Source organism: Bacillus sp. 22446 (assembly GCF_052044955.1).
In the GTDB taxonomy this organism is placed as follows: domain Bacteria; phylum Bacillota; class Bacilli; order Bacillales; family Bacillaceae; genus Bacillus; species Bacillus altitudinis.
Window position 1 is genome coordinate 270,056 of sequence record NZ_JBQEOD010000001.1, and the last position, 23,160, is coordinate 293,215.

Annotated in this window: 25 protein-coding genes and 1 other annotated feature; of the genes, 12 read left to right on the plus strand and 13 right to left on the minus strand. The window is 41.5% G+C overall.

The annotated features are described in order from the left end of the window. The first annotated feature begins 80 nt into the window (after positions 1-80). The gene (locus ACTJJD_RS01450; protein ID WP_242730635.1) at positions 81-1,007 is read left to right on the plus strand and encodes an aldo/keto reductase; all 927 of its coding nucleotides are present in this window, start codon (positions 81-83) and stop codon (positions 1,005-1,007) included. A gap of 192 nt (positions 1,008-1,199) precedes the next feature. Here ACTJJD_RS01450 and ACTJJD_RS01455 read toward each other — a convergent pair whose 3' ends face one another. Both ACTJJD_RS01455 and ACTJJD_RS01460 read right to left on the minus strand, forming a co-directional pair. After that, a complete protein-coding gene (locus tag ACTJJD_RS01455) occupies positions 1,200-1,487 on the minus strand; it encodes an LCI fold-containing protein (RefSeq protein ID WP_057079335.1) in 288 nt (95 codons plus the stop codon). A gap of 296 nt (positions 1,488-1,783) precedes the next feature. After that, positions 1,784-2,008 (minus strand): YqkE family protein, encoded by a 225-nt coding sequence (locus ACTJJD_RS01460; protein WP_017367538.1) that lies wholly within the window; start codon positions 2,006-2,008, stop codon positions 1,784-1,786. A 119-nt stretch (positions 2,009-2,127) separates the two neighbouring features. Between ACTJJD_RS01460 and ACTJJD_RS01465 the strand changes: the two genes are divergently transcribed. Then, positions 2,128-3,057, plus strand: a complete 930-nt coding sequence (locus tag ACTJJD_RS01465; protein WP_019743104.1) for an alpha/beta hydrolase — start codon at positions 2,128-2,130, stop codon at positions 3,055-3,057. A 24-nt stretch (positions 3,058-3,081) separates the two neighbouring features. On the opposite strand, the gene ACTJJD_RS01470 is transcribed toward ACTJJD_RS01465, so the two are convergent. The 3 genes from ACTJJD_RS01470 to ACTJJD_RS01480 all read right to left on the minus strand — a co-directional run bounded on the left by ACTJJD_RS01470 (position 3,082) and on the right by ACTJJD_RS01480 (position 5,223). Further along, complete coding sequence (locus tag ACTJJD_RS01470; RefSeq protein WP_008343838.1) at positions 3,082-4,344, minus strand: tetratricopeptide repeat protein; 1,263 nt, start codon at positions 4,342-4,344, stop codon at positions 3,082-3,084. Positions 4,345-4,644: 300 nt separating this feature from the next. Then, positions 4,645-4,884 (minus strand): YqkC family protein, encoded by a 240-nt coding sequence (locus tag ACTJJD_RS01475; RefSeq protein WP_008343836.1) that lies wholly within the window; start codon positions 4,882-4,884, stop codon positions 4,645-4,647. Positions 4,885-4,896: 12 nt separating this feature from the next. Continuing rightward, complete coding sequence (locus tag ACTJJD_RS01480) at positions 4,897-5,223, minus strand: iron-sulfur cluster biosynthesis family protein (RefSeq protein ID WP_008343835.1); 327 nt, start codon at positions 5,221-5,223, stop codon at positions 4,897-4,899. A gap of 212 nt (positions 5,224-5,435) precedes the next feature. Here ACTJJD_RS01480 and ACTJJD_RS01485 point away from each other — a divergent pair, with 212 nt between their 5' ends. Further along, positions 5,436-6,143, plus strand: a complete 708-nt coding sequence (locus ACTJJD_RS01485; protein ID WP_440608038.1) for an expansin EXLX1 family cellulose-binding protein — start codon at positions 5,436-5,438, stop codon at positions 6,141-6,143. Positions 6,144-6,160: 17 nt separating this feature from the next. On the opposite strand, the gene ACTJJD_RS01490 is transcribed toward ACTJJD_RS01485, so the two are convergent. Beyond that, a complete protein-coding gene (locus ACTJJD_RS01490; protein ID WP_440608039.1) occupies positions 6,161-7,135 on the minus strand; it encodes a GNAT family N-acetyltransferase in 975 nt (324 codons plus the stop codon). Further along, on the minus strand, positions 7,132-7,611 hold the full coding sequence (locus ACTJJD_RS01495) for a GNAT family N-acetyltransferase (protein ID WP_440600019.1): 480 nt from the start codon (positions 7,609-7,611) through the stop codon (positions 7,132-7,134). Before ACTJJD_RS01495 ends, ACTJJD_RS01490 begins: the two co-directional genes overlap by 4 nt. 286 nt (positions 7,612-7,897) lie before the next feature. Between ACTJJD_RS01495 and ACTJJD_RS01500 the strand changes: the two genes are divergently transcribed. The 4 genes from ACTJJD_RS01500 (at position 7,898) to ACTJJD_RS01515 (ending at position 11,548) form a co-directional block, all read left to right on the plus strand. After that, positions 7,898-8,347 (plus strand): YfmQ family protein, encoded by a 450-nt coding sequence (locus ACTJJD_RS01500; protein WP_008343832.1) that lies wholly within the window; start codon positions 7,898-7,900, stop codon positions 8,345-8,347. Positions 8,348-8,488: 141 nt separating this feature from the next. Beyond that, positions 8,489-9,721: a DNA polymerase IV gene (locus tag ACTJJD_RS01505; protein WP_440608040.1), complete on the plus strand. Its 1,233-nt coding sequence runs from the start codon at positions 8,489-8,491 to the stop codon at positions 9,719-9,721. A 15-nt stretch (positions 9,722-9,736) separates the two neighbouring features. After that, positions 9,737-10,081, plus strand: coding sequence for a YolD-like family protein (locus ACTJJD_RS01510; RefSeq protein WP_017367544.1), 345 nt, complete (start codon positions 9,737-9,739; stop codon positions 10,079-10,081). 231 nt (positions 10,082-10,312) lie between these two features. Beyond that, the gene (locus tag ACTJJD_RS01515; RefSeq protein WP_008343828.1) at positions 10,313-11,548 is read left to right on the plus strand and encodes an MDR family MFS transporter; all 1,236 of its coding nucleotides are present in this window, start codon (positions 10,313-10,315) and stop codon (positions 11,546-11,548) included. A 29-nt stretch (positions 11,549-11,577) separates the two neighbouring features. Here the strand turns inward: ACTJJD_RS01515 and coaA are convergent, their stop codons facing one another. Next, positions 11,578-12,537 carry a type I pantothenate kinase gene (coaA, locus tag ACTJJD_RS01520; RefSeq protein WP_281201286.1) on the minus strand — a complete coding sequence of 320 codons (960 nt, stop codon included), beginning with the start codon at positions 12,535-12,537 and terminating at the stop codon, positions 11,578-11,580. 188 nt (positions 12,538-12,725) lie between these two features. Between coaA and ACTJJD_RS01525 the strand changes: the two genes are divergently transcribed. Both ACTJJD_RS01525 and ACTJJD_RS01530 read left to right on the plus strand, forming a co-directional pair. Then, the gene (locus ACTJJD_RS01525; RefSeq protein WP_281201287.1) at positions 12,726-14,054 is read left to right on the plus strand and encodes a CoA-disulfide reductase; all 1,329 of its coding nucleotides are present in this window, start codon (positions 12,726-12,728) and stop codon (positions 14,052-14,054) included. A gap of 140 nt (positions 14,055-14,194) precedes the next feature. After that, positions 14,195-14,386, plus strand: coding sequence for a hypothetical protein (locus ACTJJD_RS01530; RefSeq protein ID WP_440608041.1), 192 nt, complete (start codon positions 14,195-14,197; stop codon positions 14,384-14,386). 18 nt (positions 14,387-14,404) lie between these two features. Here the strand turns inward: ACTJJD_RS01530 and ACTJJD_RS01535 are convergent, their stop codons facing one another. Both ACTJJD_RS01535 and ACTJJD_RS01540 read right to left on the minus strand, forming a co-directional pair. Continuing rightward, positions 14,405-15,181 (minus strand): SDR family NAD(P)-dependent oxidoreductase, encoded by a 777-nt coding sequence (locus tag ACTJJD_RS01535; RefSeq protein WP_025207582.1) that lies wholly within the window; start codon positions 15,179-15,181, stop codon positions 14,405-14,407. Next, a complete protein-coding gene (locus ACTJJD_RS01540) occupies positions 15,182-16,144 on the minus strand; it encodes an MBL fold metallo-hydrolase (protein ID WP_440608042.1) in 963 nt (320 codons plus the stop codon). It lies immediately after the preceding gene. 169 nt (positions 16,145-16,313) lie between these two features. Continuing rightward, positions 16,314-16,525 (plus strand) — a binding site (T-box leader). Between the two features lie 41 nt (positions 16,526-16,566). Here ACTJJD_RS01540 and proC point away from each other — a divergent pair. Beyond that, a complete protein-coding gene (gene proC / locus ACTJJD_RS01545; protein WP_008342285.1) occupies positions 16,567-17,394 on the plus strand; it encodes a pyrroline-5-carboxylate reductase in 828 nt (275 codons plus the stop codon). Positions 17,395-17,429: 35 nt separating this feature from the next. Here the strand turns inward: proC and ACTJJD_RS01550 are convergent, their stop codons facing one another. Together ACTJJD_RS01550 and ACTJJD_RS01555 are read right to left on the minus strand one after the other, a co-directional pair. Then, on the minus strand, positions 17,430-17,921 hold the full coding sequence (locus tag ACTJJD_RS01550) for a DinB family protein (protein WP_008342284.1): 492 nt from the start codon (positions 17,919-17,921) through the stop codon (positions 17,430-17,432). Positions 17,922-18,038: 117 nt separating this feature from the next. Further along, a complete protein-coding gene (locus ACTJJD_RS01555; protein ID WP_440608043.1) occupies positions 18,039-19,652 on the minus strand; it encodes a M20/M25/M40 family metallo-hydrolase in 1,614 nt (537 codons plus the stop codon). A gap of 140 nt (positions 19,653-19,792) precedes the next feature. Between ACTJJD_RS01555 and namA the strand changes: the two genes are divergently transcribed. Together namA and ACTJJD_RS01565 are read left to right on the plus strand one after the other, a co-directional pair. Continuing rightward, a complete protein-coding gene (gene namA, locus ACTJJD_RS01560) occupies positions 19,793-20,809 on the plus strand; it encodes an NADPH dehydrogenase NamA (RefSeq protein WP_024718910.1) in 1,017 nt (338 codons plus the stop codon). A 119-nt stretch (positions 20,810-20,928) separates the two neighbouring features. Then, positions 20,929-21,693 (plus strand): alpha/beta fold hydrolase, encoded by a 765-nt coding sequence (locus ACTJJD_RS01565; RefSeq protein ID WP_041091946.1) that lies wholly within the window; start codon positions 20,929-20,931, stop codon positions 21,691-21,693. A gap of 44 nt (positions 21,694-21,737) precedes the next feature. Here ACTJJD_RS01565 and ACTJJD_RS01570 read toward each other — a convergent pair whose 3' ends face one another. Then, positions 21,738-23,045: an aminotransferase class I/II-fold pyridoxal phosphate-dependent enzyme gene (locus ACTJJD_RS01570; RefSeq protein WP_440608044.1), complete on the minus strand. Its 1,308-nt coding sequence runs from the start codon at positions 23,043-23,045 to the stop codon at positions 21,738-21,740. Positions 23,046-23,160 lie beyond the last annotated feature (115 nt).

Below are 23,160 nucleotides of genomic sequence, written 5' to 3' on the forward strand. Positions count from 1 at the left end.
TTCAATGCGCCTTTTGAAATCACCTAGCTTGAATTCCAGAATTGTTTCACTTAATGTGAAAGGATAGGAGTGTGATTGAATTGAAAAAAAGACGAATTGGCACCTCTGATCTCTTGGTTAGTGAGGCGGCACTAGGATGTATGTCCCTTGGGACTGAAAAAGAAAAAGCGCTCTCTTTATTAGATGAAGCCATTGATCTTGGGATTAACTATTTGGATACAGCTGATTTATATGATTTTGGAACAAATGAGGAGATCGTCGGGGAAGCCATTAAGAACAGACGCCAAGATCTGATTTTGGCCACAAAAGGCGGCAACCGCTTTGAAAAAGGCAAACCTGGCTGGGACTGGGATCCTTCAAAAGCATATATAAAAGAGGCAGTGAAACAAAGCCTGAAACGACTTCAAACAGATTATATTGATTTATATCAATTGCATGGCGGCACAATTGACGATCCAATTGACGAAACCATCGAGGCATTTGAAGAATTGGTTGAAGAAGGTGTCATTCGCTATTACGGCATATCGTCAATCCGTCCAAATGTCATTAAAGAATACGCCAAAAAATCAAATATCGTGAGTGTGATGATGCAATATAGTTTACTCGATCGTCGCCCAGAAGAATGGTTCTCTCTTCTTGAAGAACAAAGCATTAGTATCGTGGCAAGAGGTCCTTTAGCAAAAGGATTATTAACTGAAAAACCCCTTTCGCAAGCAAGTGCGGCGATTCAAAAGAACGGGTATCTTGACTATTCATTTGAAGAGCTCCAGCAAATCATCCCTTCGTTAAAGAAAGTCGCTTATGACCTATCACTGACAGAGCTGTCCATTCAATACTTGCTTAAGCATTCTGCAGTCAGCTCTGTTGTTTTTGGCGCAAGCTCGGTGAAACAGTTAAAAGAAAATGTGGCAGCGGCAAATGCACGTTCATTAAGCGATCAAGAAGTAAAAGCTTTGTCATATTTCACAAAACAGTCTGTGTATGAGACGCATCGTTTGAATCAATAGAAAGCAAAAAGAGATCGCTTGCATGCATGTGATCTCTTTTTAGCGTATGTATATATGTATGTACGTTTTCATGTTCTACGTGCAAATAGGAGAACAACTTGCCACTTACGTTTTGTTTCCCGTTTATCCAGTAGCAACGAGCTAATCAAGATTTCCTCTAAGACTGAGGGGCTAAAAGCCCCCGTTGACTAATTAACTTTTGCTGCTACTTTCATAATATCCATAATTTCCAGCTTTGCCTTTAAAATAAAATGTAGTACCGAAATTATTGAAACTATTTGCAAAAACACCATTATCTGAGTACATACATAATCTATTCGTTTCTTTTTTAAAAGGAGTTTCGGAACAATCTACAATTTTAGTAGCCTTCGTACGCAGATCTGCATCGGTTGAATGATTTGTAGCAAGAGCTTGTCCAGAAATAGGTAAAAGCAAGCCTAAAGATAAAGCAACTCCAGTCATTGTTCTTCTCAATTTCATGTGAATCATCTCCATCCCCAAATTTTGTAATACACCTTAATTATAAGAGGAATGACTCTTTCCTAAAAGGGTCTTAACTACTATTTTTGGGATAAAAAGGAATTTAAGTAAATCAATACTCCTCTTTTTAATTTATCGTTTATAAAATACGTTTTGTTTTGGTTTGGTTTGAACGTAAAATCCTATTGGTAAATGAAGTGATACGAGGGAGTCAGACGTGTTTTCTCTCAGGCTCATGTAGTATGTATTCATCTCAATGATATAACATAAAAAAGGGAGCATCGTAGCTCCCTTTTTTAACTTTTATACTTTCTCCAGTCTAAATGACTTTCATCTAGCAGCTCTGAGAAGCTTTTATTTTTTTCTTTTTCTTTCTGTTGCCGAAGGAGGTCTTGTCGTTTTTGTTCTTCTCTTTTTTCTGTTTCGGCGGCCAGATGCTGCTTCATTTGAAGGAGCTGCTGTTTCACATCATCCTTTATGCCGTCCTTTAGCTTTGCTTGATCTTGATTGGTCTTTTTCACTTTGCCTCTCTCCTTTTGCTTTAGTGTATCATCCGTTTTATTTGCTCAGCAAGAGTCACGCCAAACTCCCAACATGTGGTATGATCATCATAGAAACCCTTCGGAAAGGAAGAATCAGCTTGAAGAAGAAATGGCTCGCTATACTTGCCTTGGTATTATTTCCACTAGCTGCAATCGGCATTTTTTTTACCAATAAAATGATGTATATACGAAAATTAACGGATGAAGAGCTCATGAAACGAGAATCAGATGAAGGGCACTATCATCACGAGGAGTTTCAACAGCTTCAAAAAGAGAAAGTTTGTATTTCTTCAGCATTTGGTTATGATCTTCATGGCTATTTTGTACCGCTCCCTCATACAACACGCACCATCGTTCTTTGTCACGGGGTTACAGTCAGTTTGATCAATTCCGTGAAGTATATGAAATTATTCCAAAAGCTTGGATGGAATGTGCTGCTTTATGATCATAGAAGACATGGGATGAGCGGCGGAAAAACAACGAGCTATGGATATTATGAAAAAGAAGATTTGGCTCAAGTCGTCAAGTGGCTGAGAAAAAGACTTGGGGAAAAAGCAATCATTGGTATACACGGAGAATCGATGGGCGCAGTCACAACTTTATTATATGCTGCAAAACCGGATGCAAGCGCCAATTTTTACATCGCTGATTGTCCTTTTGCTTCTTTTGAGGATCAGCTTCTGTATCGATTAAAAACGGATTTTCGTCTTTCAGGACAGTGGATTCTTCCACTAAGTGATCAAGTGTTGAAATGGCGGGACGGATACAGCATTCGACAAGTTTCTCCACTTGATGTAATCGACCAGGTGAAAGAACCTATCCTTTTTATTCATAGCCTCCATGATGACTATATCCCTTGTGAGCAAAGCGAGCAGTTATACGCACGCAAAAAGGGTGATAAACGGCTATTTATTGCGCCACATGGTGCGCATGCGATGTCTTATAGTGACAATAAGGAAGTCTATGAACAAGAGGTCGAAGCATTTCTGGAAGCATTTCAATTCAATCAAAATGAAAGAGGAGAATGAACAGCCGTTCGTCTCCTCTTTTTGCTAACTTATACGATAGTCACCACTGTTGTATGGTGTCTGCCCGCCAGCTCCATATGGCTCTCTTCCGATTGCTGCTGACTCATGACCGATAATCCTGCAGTTGCTGCCAATAAAAGAACTATCAAACTCATTTTCATATAAATGACCTCCATTTTGAATTTTTGATATGGCTTGAATTTTCCTTTCGTAATACCGGGTAGAAACTTCAAATAATCCAAGCTCATTATAATAATGTGCCGCATCAAGTGCCAGTTCCTCAATATCTGGGTATAAGCGCTTGTCCTCCAACAAATCTAATGTATCGTCTATGATTTTTATTTCTGCATCAACGTATAATGCTTTTAAAAACTGAAACTTGCAGATGTAAATTTCATCTTCTAAATCACAGGCTTTCATAATACCTTGTTGATAGAGGGTTAACGACTCTTCTATTTGTTTTTGTTTAAACAGGATTTGGGTCAGCATAAATAGTGGGTCTAGAGAGCGATTCAGATGGGTTAAATTCTCCTTTTCAAACACTTCAAGAGAGTCTTTGAGATAGCGACTTGCTGCAGCAAGATCGTTCATTTGGTAATAGCAGTTACCTAAGTTGAAAAGGGCCGAACCTATGACTCGAGGGTTTCCAATTGAGCGTGCTCGCTTTAGAGCATTTTTAAAGTAGGGCAATGCATGTTCATAGCATTTCAAATCATCATAGTTTGCACCGATGACAAATTCACAGTGGATGATTCTCAGCGTGTACGTTCTGTAGGCAGAGTACGTATCTAACGCTTGCAAAGCATAGTGCATCGAAAAGTGGGTTTGTTTCATGTGGTAGTATATTTCTGCTAATTTAAAATAAAATTCTGCTCTTTCTATATCATCTGATATGAGATTGAGCTTTTTTTCTGCGGAACGGTAATAAGCAATGGCACTCAAATAGTTTCTCTGTTCAAATTCAAACATTCCTGTAAAAAAATGAACATAGTATTCAAGCATATCCGTTAATTTGGTCTGCGAATGTTCAATTGTTTCTAGAAGCTTCTTAATCTCCTCATCATTCGAGGCTTTTTTTGCCGGTTCAAAATATTCAAGCATGACCTTATGTCGAAAATCCATCAGCTGGTAAAAAAGCAGCAAGTTCTGATCTTGCTCCATCTCAAGGATTTCCTGCTCGATCTCGGCCTTTAGCTTCTCTGCTTTCATGACATGAAATCCGCAAATCTGCCTATACCATTCGTTTATTTTGATTCCAACCTGAGGCGATGACAGCTTGAGCTTCAATTCACCTTAGCACCTCCCTCCTCATGTACGATACATGTTGTATTCTATCATATTTCCTCGAATGGAAGAAATATGAAATGTCGTTTTTCGTAAAGTTTTCGGTATCCCGCAATAACCGCTTCCATTGCCGATTTTTCGGCATTTACAGCCTCTCCTTTTCTCTTTCTATTTTTCTCATTTTGTCGAAATGTTTGTTAAAAATGACTTTTTATCGTTGAAAAATCTCATTTTTCAAATTAGACAGTTCTCCTGTTTGATGAGATGATGATGGCACAAAAAAAGCCCTCTTCAGCAAAGGGCTTATAACACGTCTGTTACGTGTTCCATATTCTCTTTTATCCAACTGACTGCTAATTCAAGCGTTGGAAATTCTTCCGTTTCAAATGTGACTTCATCTTGGAGAAGCCAGACGTCCTTTTTTACTGAATCCATTCCACCGATTGACCAGTGCAAAAGGCTATACGGATGATTATTATTTAAAAACGACACCCACGTTTTATTTTGTGCCGTGTTTTGTATCACTTTCAGCTTTTGATCCACTACGTTTCCACCTTACTTTACAAGTATACCCATTCTAGGGCTGAGTATTTGTTGAGGACTTTTCAACATAAGTGTATTGGCTTTTTCATTAAAATCAATCGTCATTTCCTCGTCAAAAAACACCTTTTGTGCTGTGTGTATATATAGTTTTAAATGTTGGCTATTATTAAGTGGTTCCCATTCACCTGTTCTTTCACTTGTTAACCAAAGCATTGGTACGCCACTCACTGCACAGCCACAACCTTCTGAATCGTAGCGAAGCAGTAACTCCTTCGTTTCGTTTCCTGTTTGCTGTTTCTCTATATACGTTTTAGCCAGTTCTGTGATGTGAATATACATGGCGAACATCCTTTTTAAATTGATGCTTACATTGTAACACATAAAACACCATAAAACATGACACACGACTAAATCCGAAAGTCACACTCTTTGAAATACACCCTCTTCTCACTAGGATTATATCTATCTATTGGCTCTTTCTGCATCCTGTTTTTTAGAATTATACTGATGACGCTATCAATTTTAAAAGAAGAAACAGGAGGTTTTAGATCGTGAAAAAAAGATTATCTCTCTGCTTCATCGGGGCGCTGATATTGATGTTGAGTTTCACTATGCCAAACATGAAAGCGGCATCTATCCTTGATGAAGTACGAGAAAGCTATGCAACTTATACGGGATCTGGTTACTCAGGGGGCGCCGCTTTATTAGATCCTATTCCATCTGACATGAAAATTACGGCTTTAAATCCCCATGACTATAACTATAAAGGGGTAAATGCGGCACTTGCAGGGGCTTACCTTGAAGTAACGGGACCAAAAGGAAAAACCGTTGTGTATGTAACCGATAAATATCCAGAAGGAGCAAAAGGAGCTCTTGATCTTTCACCTAATGCCTTTGCCAAAATCGGCAATATGGCAGATGGGAAAATCCCAATTAGTTGGAAAATTATAAAAGCACCGATTAGCGGAAATGTAGCTTACAGAATAAAAGAAGGTAGTAGTGAGTGGTGGGCTGCGATTCAAGTACGCAATCATAAATATCCGATTATGAAAATGGAATATTACAAAGATGGACAATGGGTTAACATGGAAAAGACAGACTACAACCATTTCCTTGGCTTTCATATGGGGTCTACATCTCTTCCTGTTCGAATCACAGATATCCGCGGGGTCATAGTAAAGGATCAATTACCCGCTCTTCCATCTACTGCTGCTTCACAGGCCTATATTGTAAAAGGCAATGTTCAGCTTCCTAATTAACGAGGAGAAGAGGCAGCTTATTTATGAGCTTCCTCTCTTCCTTCTCTATCCCAGCGATATGCCTCATTTTCTATTTCTTTTATGATTTCATTCTTTCCTGCCATATAGCTTTGTATATCTTCCGGATACTGATTTGCTAATTGTTCCTTGACAGACGCATACGCTACAGCTCGTTCTGGGTGGACTCTTAAGTAATCTCGAAACAATAAATGTCTTTTCACATCAGGATGATTTCTTTCATAAACATGGACATGATGCGTACGATTCAAGCCACCCTTTTGAAAAAAACGTCTCCCTTTTATACCATTTTCACCGAGCACTTCGTATCCAAGGTGTTCAAATCTCTCTTTTTTCCTATCAATCTCTTCTATATCGCTTACTTCTATTAATATATCTATAATTGGTTTGGCAACAAGTCCTGTAACTGACGTGCTGCCAATATGGTATCCTTCTATCCAGCTCTTTTGAATGATTTGCTTGAGTCGCTGCTTTTCTTGACGGAATTCTTCATGCCATTCTTTTTTGAATTCGACAACCTCAACCTTGCGTCGCGGTGTCCATTTCATTTTTGATAGGGTGAGCTCTTTTGCCACATGAATCACATTTGTTTCAAAAAACCCCAATTTTTCATATAGCCTTTTTGCAGGGGTGTTTTCTTGCCCTGTGGTCAGTTCTATCGGGACATTCTTCTCTATGATTGTGGACATAAGTCTTGTTCCAATACCCTGCTTTAGCGCTTTTGGATGCACAGCCAATCGACTAATGATCAAACAATCTTCCAGCTCTTCATAAGAGACTACACCTAATAAGAGATCATCTTGCTGAAAACCAATAAATTGCTCTTTTGCTCTCATAACATCTTGAATGGTCTCTTTTAATGGCGGAAGATCAGCATAGCCAATTTGTTCAGCTTCTTGTTGGTATGCAGCTAGTTGAATATGTAAGATCTGCTTTGCTACATCACTTATTGTGTGATCTAAATTGACAATCATTTCATTGCCTCCAGCTTCTTCACAAATAACACACGGTCTTCATGAATGCCATCGTAATCTGAAAAGACTGAGATGCCATCTACTGTTTTATCTCCCTTTTCTATCTGAAACCCGAGTTTTGTATGATAAGCAATGGAGACTTTATTGATAGGAGCTGTGACAGCTTTAATTGTTGTTCTTCCTTCCTTTTCAGCCGCTTCATAAAAAGCTTGATAGAGGATTTTACCTATCTTTAATTTACGGTGATCTGGGTGGACGCCAACAAAGTGAATATAGGCTTCATCCGAATGAGATTGTGATAAAAAACCAACCAAAAAGCCGATCAGCTCTCCCTTTTCAACGACAACAAAACTTGTTTGATGGAAATGTTCAAAAAAGAGCTTTGGCAATTTTGCACGCAAATCTCTGCCTCCCCACCAGCTTTGAATGACGGATGTGACTGCGTAAAAATCTGATGGTTTCACTTGACGTATCATGATGGCCTCGCCCCTTTTCCATTTTGGCTTTCCTTGCTTGAATCGTTTTTTTCTCAAAAATATGATTGTTTCAATAGTCTACCTGTCTGATCAAATGATTGTAAAGACAGTATGCCCGTCTTTTTTCATGTTCACTTGTTGGTTCTTCGTCTTTCAGCCGCCATCTCCTTTTAAATCTTCACACTTATTTCAAAAAGTCCACTTTTTGTGCGAAAGTTTCATTCATTTGTTATGTTAAGATGGTTCATATAGGAAATGGTACAAATGTTTATTGGAGATGATGAGATTGGTTTGGGTTGTTATTTCACTTGTTGTGTTTAGTCTTTTAAAGCTGCTTGTCACCTCTTTGCCTTCTGGTGTTGTTGAGCGCCTTTTTAGCCGCTATGCCGTACATGCTAAAGTAACAAGTGAGCAAACAAATATTACTTTTCAAGGTCGTTCGCTTGATAAGCAGCGAGCAGCTGAAGTCATTCAACATTTTAATGATGCGATCTTTATTGAACGCTATTATATTTACCCAGGTGATGAAGAACGTTTTCTTCATCCGAATGAAGGGCCAACGCCGCTTACTATGCAAACAAAGCATGGGAAACATGATGTCACCCTTTATCTGTTCCATTATGATGACCATGTGGATGTGGTTCGGCAGTTTACACATAAGCCAAAGAAAAAGCTGATGGCTTATCGTCTGCGTTCTGAACCGCTCCAAACATTCCACAACATGGCACATGCCTAACAATCGTTGCAGCAGACGAGACGAAGTGTTCACCACTTCGTCTTTTTTGTATGGACAGCTTTTGAATGATTTACCAGTATGAATTTCACCTCATGTTGTTTACAATAGATACAGAACATATGTTCTAAGAGGTGAAGTACAATGAATGAACGAGCCATTCTGCTTGTGGATATGCAGTCATTTTATGCATCAGTCGAGAAGGTGGAGGCGCCTCATTTGGAGAATGTGCCGCTCATTGTCTCTGGAGATCCAGAACGAAGAAGCGGAGTCGTCCTGGCAGCCTGCCCTCTCGCGAAGAAACGTGGCGTACAAAATGCATCAAGGTTATGGGAAGCACAGGAGAAATGTCCTGAAGCAGTGGTCGTACGTCCACGTATGCAGCGCTATCTCGATATCTCTGTCATGATTACAGAACTGCTTGAACAATACACAGACCTTGTCGAGCCATATTCCATTGATGAACAGTTTCTTGATATTACAGGCAGTCTTACACTATTCGGCTCTCCACATGAGATCGCTCAACATATACAAACAACGATTATGAACCAGACTGGCATTTACGCACGTGTGGGCATAGGCCCTAATAAAGTGCTCGCTAAAATGGCCTGTGACCATTTTGCCAAAAAAAACAGAACCGGCATCTATGAACTGAGTGCCGACCGAGTTGCTGCTGATTTATGGCCGCTTCCAATTGGAAAATTATTTGGCGTCGGCAAACGAATGGAGCATCATTTGAAACGAATGGGCATCAGTACCATTGGCACACTTGCTGCTTATCCGTTAGACCAATTAAAAAAACGCTGGGGAATCAATGGGGAGCTTCTGCAGCGAACAGCTTTAGGACACGATCCCTCTCCCGTCACTATTCACACACATGATCAGCAAAAAGCCGTTGGGCACCATATGACCCTTCCCCGTGATTACGCATCTTTTGAAGAGATCAAAGTCGCTCTTCTTGAATTGAGTGAGGAAGTCGCTAGGCGGGCACGTTTTAAGCATTATCTCGGTCAAACGGTGTCTGTTGGTGTAAGAGGGGCTGATTTTTCACATCCAACAGGCTTTCATCGACAAATGAAGCTTCATTCACCGACACAGTATGGCTCAGATATTGCAGAGGCAGCGATTCAGCTATGCCAGCAGCACTGGGATGGCCAGCCCATTCGCAGTGTAGGCATTACACTCTCACAGCTGCAGCCTGACAGCCACTATCAGCTGACTTTATTTGATCATCATTTGAAGAAAGAGCAACTCAGCAAAGTATTTGATGAAATCCATCTGAAATATGGACCTGCGGCATTGCTGCATGCTTCGTCACTGACAAGCGCAGGGCAGGCATATCACCGCGCCGAAAAAATTGGCGGGCATTACAAATAACGGAGGCGAACAAGCATGAATCCCAATAAATTAACACCTGGATACAACATCATGTGGGAATCAAGCCGAATGATGCTACCAGAGCACCGGGAGCAGCTTCTTGCTCAAAAACGAAAGAAAAAAGAATATACACCTCTACCGCTCAGCTCCGATCAGCTAGAGGAAATGAATGTTTTGATCACACAGTCGATTACCGAGGATCAAGCGATTTGCGTGACATATGTCTCATCCGGCATGAAAGCACAGTTTTGGGGCTGGGTGAAAGCCATTCATTATGAAACACGCCAAATGAAAATCGTGAATGACGAAGATGTTCTAAACCTTTCCTTACATCAAATTATTGCCATCGATCTCAATTGATTTTCGCAAAACGAAAACATGATCATTGAAAAACCCGCTTCGTTTTTCCGAAAAAATTATGATCCATCAAGGCTTAAAACCTTGAAAACGGGGCATATGCTCTTCGAATGAACGGAACGGTTCAAGCTTCTCTGTCATTTGACGTATGACTCCTCCATCAAATTGTGTATTTAATTTGCACAATTTTTCATGTATGATTGGAACATCTTACAAACTCAGGGGAGACACAGCATGAAAAATAACTTACGCACTTTACATCCACTTAGTTGGACGATCATCATCGGCACGATATTTGGCCGAATGGCGACATCTATGAGCATTCCCTTTTTAGCCGTTTATTTGACACAAGTCAAAGGCGCCTCAGCCTCTTCAGCTGGATTGATCATTGCCGTCAGCTCTCTTATTGGGATTGTTGCGAGTTTTTACGGCGGCTATGTTTCCGACCGAATCGGCAGAAAAAAGGTCATGCTTTTATCCATCTTTGGCTGGACACTTGTCTTTGTTGGCTTCGCGTTTGCAGATGCCATTTGGGTCTTCTTTTTTATGAATGCTTTAAATGGACTGTGCCGGGCGCTGTTTGAACCAACGTCTAAAGCACTCTTATCCGATGTCACCCCATCGAGCATTCGGTTGTTTGTCTTTAACTTACGGTATACGGCCATTAACATTGGTGTCATTTTCGGCCCGCTGCTTGGCTTATATCTCGGGTCATCAAAAACGACTTTTCCATTTCTCGTCGCTGCCCTCATTTACTTGTTGTACGGGTTAACGCTGGCATGGCAATTTCAAAAGCACCCAGTGGCTGCTCCAGAAAGCACCAAACAAATCGGCGTCAAAAAAGCTCTTTCCATTATTCAGAAAGATACGGTCTTTAGCATCATCCTCATTGGCGTTACTTTATGTTCATTTGGCTATTCACACCTAAGCTCAACACTGCCTCAATATTTATCGGCATCCCCTATGATTGAGGATGGCCCTAAACTGTTTGGGTATCTTTTATCCTTAAACGCAGTGGTTGTCATTGTCGTTCAGTACCCGCTGATTATGATCGCTAAGCGCTATTCAACGATTTTGTCGTTAACGACTGGGAACGTGCTTCTAGCAGGCAGTTTGTTTGCCATTGCTTTTTCACAAAGTCTCGGCACGCTTGCTTTTATCATTGTCGTGTTTACGATTGGTGAAGTGCTGCTCTTTGCGATGATGGATCTGTTTGTAGACAATATTGCAAAACCTGAAGTGAAAGGATCATACTTCGGCGCAATGGGGTTTTCTCAGCTCGGCAGCGTCGTCGGACCGTTTGTCGGAGGATTGTGTATTGACTTATTTGGCGCAGCCCATCCCCTTTCTATTTTTTCAGTCTTGGCGATTGTCACCGCTGCAGGCGTTCCGTTTTTACTTATCGGATACTATCGCCTAAAAAAACGAACGGCGGCTGCCGTGGCTGTGAAAGTAAGTGGAGGTCATTAAAAAAACCGCTCTCAATTGAGCGGTTTTCTTTATACCCTGCGGATGGCGATCTCTTCCACCTTATGCTGATCGCCTTTTTTTAAAATCAAATCGGCTCTATATTTTGTCGGCAAAATATTTTCATATAAATTTGGCCGGTTCACTGTATTCCAAATCGTGCTTGCCATCTGATCTGCTTCTTCATCCGTCAAATCTTTGTATTTATGAAAGAAAGATTCAGGGTCTTGGAAGGCTGTTTCCCGCAGCAAACGGAACCGTTCTTTATACCAGCATTGAATTTGCGTCTCAGCGGCATCTACATAAATCGAAAAATCGAAGTAATCTGATACAAACACGCGCGGCTCATCCTTCAGATCATCCAGTGCCGGTGATTGCAACACATTGATCCCTTCAATGATGACAATATCTGCATCTTCTACTGTTTCATACACCCCTTCAAGACGGTCATAGGTCAGATGTGAATATACAGGTGCATGCACAGTTTGTTTCCCTGATTTTAATTCATTTAAAAACGAAAGTAGCGCTTTAACATCATAGCTTTCCGGGAAGCCTTTCTTTTCCATCAGCCCCCGATCTTTTAACTCTTTTTGAGGATACAAAAAGCCGTCCGTTGTTACGAGACTCACCTTCAGCCCATCTCCAAGCCTTGATAAAAGTGTTTCAATAATACGTGCTGTCGTGCTTTTTCCGACGGCCACACTTCCTGCAATCCCAATTAAAAAAGGGATTTTCGCATGATGCGGGTAGTTTAAAAAAGCATTGACATGCTGATTTTTTTGTTTTTCTGCAAAGACATGTAATGTCAGAAAACGAATAAGTGGTATGTAAATATCTCGCACTTCTTCTAGCGATAAGTAGTCGTTTAATCCTTGAAGTGCTCTCACTTCTTCTTCTGAAACAGATACCGGCATATATACTCCAAGAGCGGCCCACGCCTCTCTCGTATGGCGTGTATATAGTGTATTAAAATCTAGTCGTTCGTCACCCAAAGTCTTTCCCACCAATCTAAACTAAACTCATAACCAAAAAGACGATAATCCGATTGTAGCTTAAAATGAAGGCGCTGTCTTTATTTTTCAACGAAAGTTTGCTTCTTTTGCGAAAAAAAAGCATTAAATAAAGGAAAATGAGGGTAAATAAGAGTATTCAGTTTGATAGATAGAAGGGAGCACACCAAATGAAATATGTGATGATTGGCGGAGATGCAGCAGGAATGAGCTGCGCTATGCAAATATATAGAGAGGATCCAGATGCGCAAATTGTAGCTTTTGAAAAAGGAGAGATTTTCTCATATGGACAGTGCGGACTCCCCTACTTGATCGGCGGTCTCATTGATCATCACAGAAAACTCATCGCACGTAGCGCTGACACTTTTCGTGACAAATACGGAATTGATGCCAGATGCTTACACGAAGTGACCTCAATTGACCCGGAGCAAAAAACAGTATCGGGTATTCATTCTAAAACAAAAGAGCCCTTTACAGAAACGTATGACCGCCTGTTAATTGCGACAGGAGCAAGCCCCGTCACACTTGATCTAGACAGTCATTCATTAGAAGGCGTCCACGTATTAAAAACAATCCCGCATGCGCTGTCTATTTTAGACAATCTAAAAAAAGACGTCACACATATCACGATCATCGGCGGAGGATATATCGGCTTAGAAATGGCAGAAAATTTAAAAGGGCTAGGCAAAGACGTTCATATCATTCAGCGGGGTGCAACACTTGGCCCAGGCTTTGATCCCGATATGGCAAAATATCTGAAAGAAGAAGCGGACAATCAAAGCATTCACGTGGTACTTGGTGAAACAGTGCAAAAATTGAAGGGCAAGACACATGTAACAGCTGTTCAAACAGACAAACAGACCATTGAAACAGATATGGTCATCATTGCCGTTGGCGTCACTCCGCAAACATCCTTTTTAGACAGCACAGGAATTCAGCGACTTCAAAATGGCGCAATTGTTGTGAATGAATACATGCAGACCAATGTACAAGATATCTATGCGGCGGGTGACTGCGCAGCAACCTATCACCGTATCAAAAAGGAACTGGACTATATTCCGCTCGGCACGACAGCAAATAAACAAGGAAGAATCGCAGGCTTTCATATGACAGGAACAAACCGTGCGTTTCAAGGCGTAACCGGCACAGCGGTGATGAAATTTATGGACGTGACGGCGGGACGAACAGGTTTGTCAGAGAAAGAAGCAAAAGACGCGGGCCTTCCTTTCTCCACCATCACCATCGACAGCACTAACCACGCTGGATATTACCCAGATGCAGAGAAAATGAAAGTGAAACTGATTTACAGAAGCGATGATCACACCTTGCTTGGCGCACAAATCATCGGTAAAGAAGGTGTTGATAAACGAATTGATGTCATGGCAACTGCTCTTTATCAAGGGCTGACTGTGACAGACCTTGAAGATTTAGATATTAGCTATGCCCCTCCTTTTAACAGTGTATGGGATCCACTTCAGCAAGCGGCAAGACGAATATAGAAAACTTGGTATGAACAGATTTTATAGATGATCGTTCTACATCAATCAGAAGAAGCAGCCATGCTCACTTTTATCTCGTCAAAACAAAACACGAGAAACGAATCTACTTTATGAACTCTTTTACAGGAGTTCGGCATAGTATGATTGATCTATTTGTGAAGGATTTAAAAAACTTTCACCAGTATTTAAGCGAGCATGAAGTGACCGTATCGGATATTCAAATATTAGCTGACCCAGACTTAGGCGGTTTTAGCTTTGAAGCTGTTGATGGCAATGTCTTTGGCGTCACCAATATTAAGCCCCATCAAACAAAAAAAGAAACCAGCCTGTGACCGGTTTCTTTTTTTTTGTTACTTTTTCATCATCGCTTTACGTGCTGCTTTTTCAAATAAAAACGGGAATAATTGATACAACTTACTGCCAGCATTCATCCATCCTGGTAAATTAATCTCTCTTTTTTTTGTCATCATGGCGGATACGACCTTCCCTGCTACCTTGTCAGCACTGAGCATCATAAAATCAACATTTTTCACATATTCACCACTGCGGTCTGCAATGGTAAAGAAGTCTGTGGCAATCGGTCCTGGATTGACGGTTGTGACATGAATTCCGCTGTCTGCCAGCTCCATTCTGAGGCTGTTTGAAAATCCGAGAACCGCATGCTTTGATGCGGAATAGATGGCGGATTTAGGGGTGGCAATTTTGCCTGCCTGTGACGCAATATTGATAATATGTCCCTTCCCTCTTTGTTTCATCTCAGGAAGGACCTTTTTTGTGCAGGCAATTAAACCAAAGACATTGACCTCAAACATCGACACCATTTCTTCAATGGATGCGTCTTCGACGAGATCGAACACACCAAAGCCGGCATTGTTCACCAAAATATCAACAGCACCCACTTGTTGATAGGCTTGATCAATGTCCTCAAGCTGACTGACATCAAGCTGAACGATGTGACATACGCCGCCAGCACTTATAATCTTTTCTTTTACACCTGCGAGCTTTTCAATTCGTCTTGCCGACACAATGATTTCTGCTCCTTCGGCTGCTGCCAAGTACGCCATCTTTTCACCAATACCGCCTGAAGCACCTGTAATCCATATTCTCTTTCCTGTTAGTCGCCCCATTTATTTCACTCCTTCAGTTGCTCGATAGTAGAGGGTTCCGTCTTTTTGCACTTCTTCAATTTGTCCAGCCGCTAAAAGCACATCAAGCTGGCCGACTGTCTCAGACATTGTCAGAAATAATGCTTCTTCATACAGGCCCGGAAATAAGGTGCGGCAAAGATGAAAGGCGGTCATTTCCTTTCGTTGAAGCAGCTGATACATCGTATTTGCCCGTTTTTCCTGTTTTTTAAATCTTTCTTCGATCAATTCGTGATGAGAGGTAATGAGCTGGCCATGCCCTGGATAAATCGCCTGAATGGGCAAATGCAATAAACGCTCGAGTGATGCTTTATATTGAAGCAGCGATTTTTGACGTTCTGTTCCTTTCACCGGCGCTTCCATTAACGGATTGGAAGAAATGGTCGTAAGCAGCAGATCACCGCCGATGAAATTCCCTGTTGTTTCATCTAAAAAAGAAAGATGAGATTGTGCATGTCCTGGGGTCTCCAGCACTTGGAAGTGCTCATGTCCCTTCAAACGATCGCCTTCTTTTATGACGTCATCGACATGTGCCGTACATGAATATGTATAGGACTGCCTCACCATTCTTTCACACTCACCTTGACGAAGCGGGACACCTAACTGCTGAAAAAAATCATTCATAAAATGGATTTGACGCTGTTTAAACGCTGCATCCTGACTAATATAGGGCTCATTCAACTCGTGTCCGATGACACGGACATGAGGTTTCATCAGATCTAAAAGACCGACATGATCTGCATGATGATGTGTTAAAACCACTTGATCAATATCATCTATTGATAAATGATGTTCCTTTAATTGCGTGACAAAGGCATGCTGCGCCTCTTGTGTCATCGGTCCGCAATCGACTAAGGTCACGGCATCGCCTTTTAATACATATGCATGGACATCCCCAACCGCAAACGGTGTAGGGATGGATAATTGAATCATTTCTTCTTTCACTTTTATACGTCATCTCCTGATTTTTGTCTCATAGATCATCTGAACTCACTCTTCTTTATTCATTGTATCTTGCAAAGGGCAGACTGTCATGCGGTTTAGATGGTCAATTTTTTTATCTCTCCCTATTGACACAAACTTGTCCATCGTTGCATAATGAACAACAAATATAAGATGCGCGATGACAAGGATTAGTAAGCAAAATAATGATGCAAGAGAGTGAGGTCCGCCGGCTGTAAGACTTCACCATCCTCTTATTTGCTGAACCTGCCCTTTGAGCTGTTAGGCAAACCTAAACGTTTCCCGCGTTAAGGGACTAGAGCTGAGTATGCATGATTGCATGCTAATTGAGGGTGGTACCGCGAAAAACCTTTCGTCCTTTGCAGACGAGAGGTTTTTTTATTTTCTACAAGGAGGAGTATCTTATGAGTAAAATTGGATTTATTGGTGCAGGCTCAATGGCCGAGTCTATGATTAAAGGTCTTTTAAAGAGCGGCATTATGTCAAATGAAGATATCATTGTCACAAATAAAACAAATGAAAAACGATTAGAAGAATTACATGCACGTTATGGAGTCAAAACAGATTTCGCTCGTTCCTTTATTTATGAAGAAGCCGATATGCTGGTGTTTGCTTTAAAACCAAAAGATGCGGAAAGTGGCATTTCTGAAGTAAGGCCCCATTTAAATGGACAGCTGATTATTTCTATTTTAGCGGGCATTTCTATTGAAACCATTCAGCATTATGCTGGCGCAAAAACGGCGGTGGTTCGTGCCATGCCAAATACATCAGCGGCCATACAACAATCAGCTACTGGCATTGCTGTCAGTGATGAAGTCACAGAGGCGCAAAAGGAAAAAGCAGTTCAGCTGTTTGAAACGATCGGTCATGTGACGGTTTTAGATGAATCACAGCTGAATGCGGTCACAGCCATTGCAGGCAGCGGTCCTGCCTTTATTTATCATTTGATTGAAGGAATGGAGCGAGGTGCATCGGAACTTGGGATGGACCAAGAGACAGCGAAATTGCTCATTTGTCAAATGATTGCAGGCGCTGCTAACATGCTGCAGGATAGCGGAAAGGAACCTGCTGAACTGCGCAAAGAAATTACGAGCGAAGGCGGAACGACAGAAGCAGGACTGAATACCCTTGCTTCCTATCAATTTGAAGAAGCGATTGTCGATTGTGTGAAAACAGCGACGAAACGTGCAGCAGAATTAAATGATATGTTTTCAGCGAGTACGTATAAGTAAGAAAGCAAAGCACCTGCCTTGATGACAGGTGCTTTTCATCTATCACTCGATGCTCTCATGGACATGATGGCTTTGATTTGATCGAGGTGATGAATTTCATGTAAAGCAATGGTTTCAGCTAATATTTGGACTGTCATCATCCCTTCTTCAGGATGGAGACCTGAAAAATCCCATGTATCCTTTTCTAATCGTTGTAGTGTTTTGTTTCTGCTCTCTTTTAAGCGTTCGATCAATGCACTGACCTCTTGTGCGGTATACGTTTCATAAGCTCTTCCCTTCACATATATCTCTGGATCATATGATGCGAAAAGCGTGTGCTCATTTGATATTGCCTGCTCTATCCGCTCTGACCAGACTTCTTCTGTATCATACAAATGTCCAACAATTTGTTTAATCGACCACTTGCCTTCCCCAAAAGATTCATCTAATGTAGCCTCATCACATGTCCATACTAACTCCTCAAGCTTACGCAAACTCTCATGAAGTGATGTCATGATCTCTGTTTTTGTTAGTACTCCTGTTTTCACTCTCACAATCCCCCTTCAAATATATGTAAGTATTATTCTATATCATACTCTATTTCTTTAGACAGAAGGTGATTGATATCAAAAAGAAAAGCCCTATCATGACGATAGAGCTTTCACTTAATTCTTTTCTAATAAAGCATGAATTGTTGATTCTAAGAGCGAAGGCAAAACGCCAAAAGAGAATGGGACATGCAGCCGTTCTGTCCATTTGTGCGCATCCTTTCCTAATGGACCAACGTTGATGACAGGTACGTTAAGAGCTTCTTTTTCTCCTTGTGGTAACGAGTAGCCTTTTTGGTATAGCGGCATGTTGGCTGTATAATCGTCTATATCTTGATTTTCAAGCTGTAAGTAGCTTAAATCAGATAAACCAGGAAAATATTTGACTTCTTCTACTTCAATTCCATAGATCTCTTTTGCTTCTCTTTGAATCTTCTTTAAGGTCGTTTGAATATGCAGATCGTTTGTTGAAGAAACAGATGGGTAAAATGGCGGACTATAAAACAACACAATCAGTGCTCCATCTTCCTTACAAAGGGTCGTCAGTTCTGATACAATTTTGGTTGAAAAATCACGATCCCCTAGCTCACCCCGGTTGGCAAAGGCGTAGTTGACAATTCGCTCGACCTCCTGCTTGCCGGATCGTTCAGCAGCTTTTTCGTACAGCTCATGATACGTTAACACCGTGATGTTTGTATCAATGGGTGTAAAATGTTTAAAGCGTTGAAATGCAGCGGTTTTCTGTTTGAGATTGGCTTCGATTTGAGCTGCTGCTTGTTTCGCAGTTTCATAGAGGAGCCCGTGAAGCTCTTCACTAGAGCGGTTCATCATCAGCACATTAAATAAAGAAACAGCCGTGTGAGGCGTTTGAACAGAGTAAGCTTCTTTCAAATCCTTTTGCATCAAATTGGTCGGAGGCGGTGTCACTTCACCATCTACTTCCTCACAATAATCACTATTCAGTTCTAACAGCCTGTTTAATTCAGATACCATAAAATTTGCATTTAATCCTGAGAAGGGCTCACCTACATGTGTTTCAATTCCTTTGCAGAAAAATCCCGCAAGTACCTTCCCTATACTACCTGTATAGATATATTGGTGCGCATCCCCGGGATACTTTTCAAACATCGGCTCACTGTTTAAACACGCGGTATACTCAAGGTCATACTTCTGCTTGAGCTCCTTTAGTTTCGGAACAGCCTCCAGCATCCCCTGTGAATTCACTTCTTCATCTGGCACTGTGACGAGCAGAATATTTCCTTCAAACCTCCCCGCCATGGCTCTTTCTAGCATGGAAAGCTGGACAGTCAGGCCTGCTTTCATATCCATGGACCCTCGTCCAAACAGCCAGTCACCTGAAGCTAAATCCTCTCTTGCCCTTTTTGGAAGAAGTGCACTTTTTTGAGAAAAGGACACCATTAACTCTTCGGGCTTACACGCCATATTTTGAAATTCTCCGTAATCCTCTGTATCGACGACATCAAAATGGCTGAGGAGTAAAACAGTACATGGCAGCGTACTTCGTTTGACAAGTGCCGTTAAAAAATACCGGCCATCTTTCATTGGATGCAAAGCCAAGTGATCAGGATGCTGCTCAAAATATGGCCGCTCCCTCAGCAAGTAATATAAATATTCCGCTAATGCGACTTCTCCCGTTGTACCAGATATGCTTTCATACTGCATCAGAGCTGTGAGTAGCTCCTTTAGTTCACTTTCCGTTTGCCATTTCATCCGTTTATCCCCCTTTGATGTCCATATCTTTCATTATACAAAATCATGTTCAAAAGCTATATGGTTTGAGCACCTTTTATGACGAATGTTTGAATGACTGTTATAATCGGCTATACCATTCTATGAGGAGGCGAAGGTAATTGGAAACAAAGCTTTTTTCACCTTGGACATTAAAAGGTGTCACACTCAAAAACCGCATCGTCATGTCCCCGATGTGTATGTATTCATCCTATGACCGTGATGGAAAATTACAGCCTTTCCACTTTGCACATTATATTTCCCGTGCGCAAGGTCAGGCCGGATTAATTATGGTCGAGGCAAGTGCTGTTTCACCTGAGGGAAGAATTAGTGATCAGGACCTCGGAATTTGGAGTGATGAGCACATTGAAGGATTTGCCTCATTAAACGAACAAATCAAAGCGTACGGAACAAAAACGGCCATCCAGCTAGCCCATGCAGGACGCAAGGCTGAGCTAGATGGTGACATTCTTGCTCCATCCAGCATTCCATTTGACGAACAATCTAAAACACCTCTTGAGATGTCTATCGATCAAATAAAAGACACCGTTCAGGCGTTTCAAGATGCAGCTGTCCGCGCCAAGAAAGCTGGATTTGACATCATTGAGATTCATGGTGCGCATGGCTATTTGATTAACGAATTTCTCTCACCGCTTGCCAATCACCGGACAGATGAATATGGCGGTTCACCAGAAAATCGTTATCGCTTCTTGAGAGAAGTTGTTGATGCAGTCAATGAAGTGTGGGATGGACCATTATTTGTCCGTGTATCCGCTTCTGATTACACAACAAAAGGACTAGATATTGCAGATTATATTGGCATTGCCGCATGGCTGAAAGAGCAAGGAGTCGATCTAATTGATGTGAGCTCAGGTGCTGTGGTGCAAGCCAGTATTAAAACATTCCCCGGCTACCAAGTCACCTTTGCTGAGAAAATAAGAGAAGGTGCCGGCATCCAAACAGCCGCTGTTGGTATGATCACATCTGGTGTACAGGCCGAAGAAATTTTACAAAATCAGCGTGCTGACTTGATCTTTATCGGCAGAGAATTTTTACGGGATCCGTATTTCCCCAAAACAGCCGCTAAAGAGCTTCGTACATCCATCGAAAGCCCGCGCCAATACGATCGCGCTTGGTAACATCTTTAAGCAAAAAGGTGTCTATTTTTTGAAATAGGCATCTTTTTTGTTTTTAAGAGAAACATCTTTGCCTTTTGTGCCGTCTTTTAGCTAAAGAACCACTTAGAGGAGATGGAAGAATGAACTCGGCATTGATTGAAAGAACGTATCATATAGATGGACATCACTTTTATACAAGGCATCGTCAAGGAAAAAAGCAAGCCACCATTATTTTTGAAGCAGGATATGGAATTTCAGGCGATACGTGGGCGAATATCGCTCGTGATATTGACCCAGAGCTTGGTGTTTTCTTATATGACCGTTTAGGTAATGGAAAAAGCAGTGAAAGCAAAGAAGGAAGAACTTTGCATGATCTTGCGGATGATTTAGATACACTCTTACATCAAGCCAATATTCAGCCGCCATTTCTCATTGTGGCGCACTCATTTGGCTCTCTTGTCAGCCGCTTATGGGCAAGCCGCAGAAAAGAAGATGTTATCGGTATGGTCCTTCTAGACCCAGCAAGTGAGGAGCAAGAGCAGGTCATTCTGCCGCTCTTATCAAAGGAAGAACGCACTTCATATATGGCGCAGTTCACAGCAGAATGTACACATGAGGACTTTGAGCAAATGCTGCGTACGATCAAAGAGGAGCAAACGCATTATGGGATGATGCCCCTTCTTGTCATTTCATCAGGCAAAAGCCGCTTGTTTCATCCAGCACATGAAGCTTGGCTGAGGCTCCATAAACGAATGCTCACATTGTCATCCCAAAGCGGATGGATTCAGGCGCAGAACAGCTCGCACTATATTCATCACGATGAACCACATATTGTGCAGCTTGCCATTTATGATGTATGGTGTGCAGCAAAACAGCCTGTCTCTTATTATCAAACAGCTAACTAAAAACAAAAACTCCTTGACCGGACATCAGTCAAGGAGTTTTTTCATTATACCGTTGGTGCTGATTGACTTTTCTCAGACAGCAACTTTTCAATGCTGACAAGCTGAACGCATAACGTAAAGATGTCAATCGCCTGCTCTAGTTCTTCAAGTGTTGGGAACGTTGGCGCAATACGGATGTTCCGATCAAGCGGGTCGTTTCCATAAGGATATGTCGCCCCTGCCCCTGTTAGTGTCACACCGGCTTCTTTCGCTTTTTGCACAACAGCTTTTGCACAATGATCAAGTGTATTTAAGCTAATAAAATATCCGCCATTTGGTTTGTGCCACTCAGCGATGCCTGTTCCACCAAGCTTTTCATCAAGGATCGAAAGAACGAGGTCAAATTTCGGCTTAATAATCGCTGCATGCTTTTTCATATGTTCCTTCAATCCTTCTGGGTTCTTGAAGAAACGAAGGTGTCTTAATTGATTGATTTTATCTGGCCCAATGGTTTGAACTGATAGCTGTTTTTGAATAAAGCTGACGTTGTCCTGACTAGATGCCATCAGTGCAACACCCGAGCCTGGGAACGTAATTTTAGAAGTAGAGGCGAACATAAACACACGGTTTGCATGTCCTGCTTTGTCTACTGCTTGAAAAATATCTTTTAACGTATCAGGCGTATCTGTTAGATGGTGGACTGCATAGGCATCATCCCAAAAAATACGGAAGTCTTCTGCTTTTGTCTGCATAGAAGCAAGACGGTCAACAACCTCATCTGAATACGTAATGCCGTCAGGGTTACTATATTTCGGTACACACCAAATCCCTTTGATGGCTTCATCTTCTGCAACCAATTTTTCCACCTGATCCATGTCAGGTCCATCCGACTTCATATCTACCGTAATCATCTCTATGTTAAAATGCTCACAAATGGCAAAATGACGATCATATCCTGGGCTCGGTGCAAGGAATTTTACCTTTGGAAGCTCTCCCCAAGGTGTTTTGCTGCCATATACGCCGTGAGTCATAGCACGTGCAATTGTGTCATGCATCATATTCAGACTAGAATTACCGCCAATGATGATTTGTTCTGGCTTCAGATTGAGCACACTTGCAAAAAATTTCTTTGTTTCAGGAAGGCCTGTCAAGCCGCCATAGTTTCGCACATCTGTACCATCCTCAGCTGTCATTGCATCCTTTGATGTCACGACATCGAGCATGCCCATAGATAAATCGAGCTGTTTTGGTGAAGGTTTCCCTCTAGACATGTCTAAGTGTAAGTTTTTACTTTTGTACGTTTCATATTCTTTTTGTCGTGCTGCATATAGGTCATTTAATTCTGCTTCACTTAACGCTGTAAAACCGCTCATCTTTGATTGTGCCTCCCGTATTCTTCATAGTGTAATTCGTCATTTGTTTTTTCTTCACCATTTTACCACTACCTGAAAAAGAGCGTCATCATAAATATCAAAAAAATCACACAAC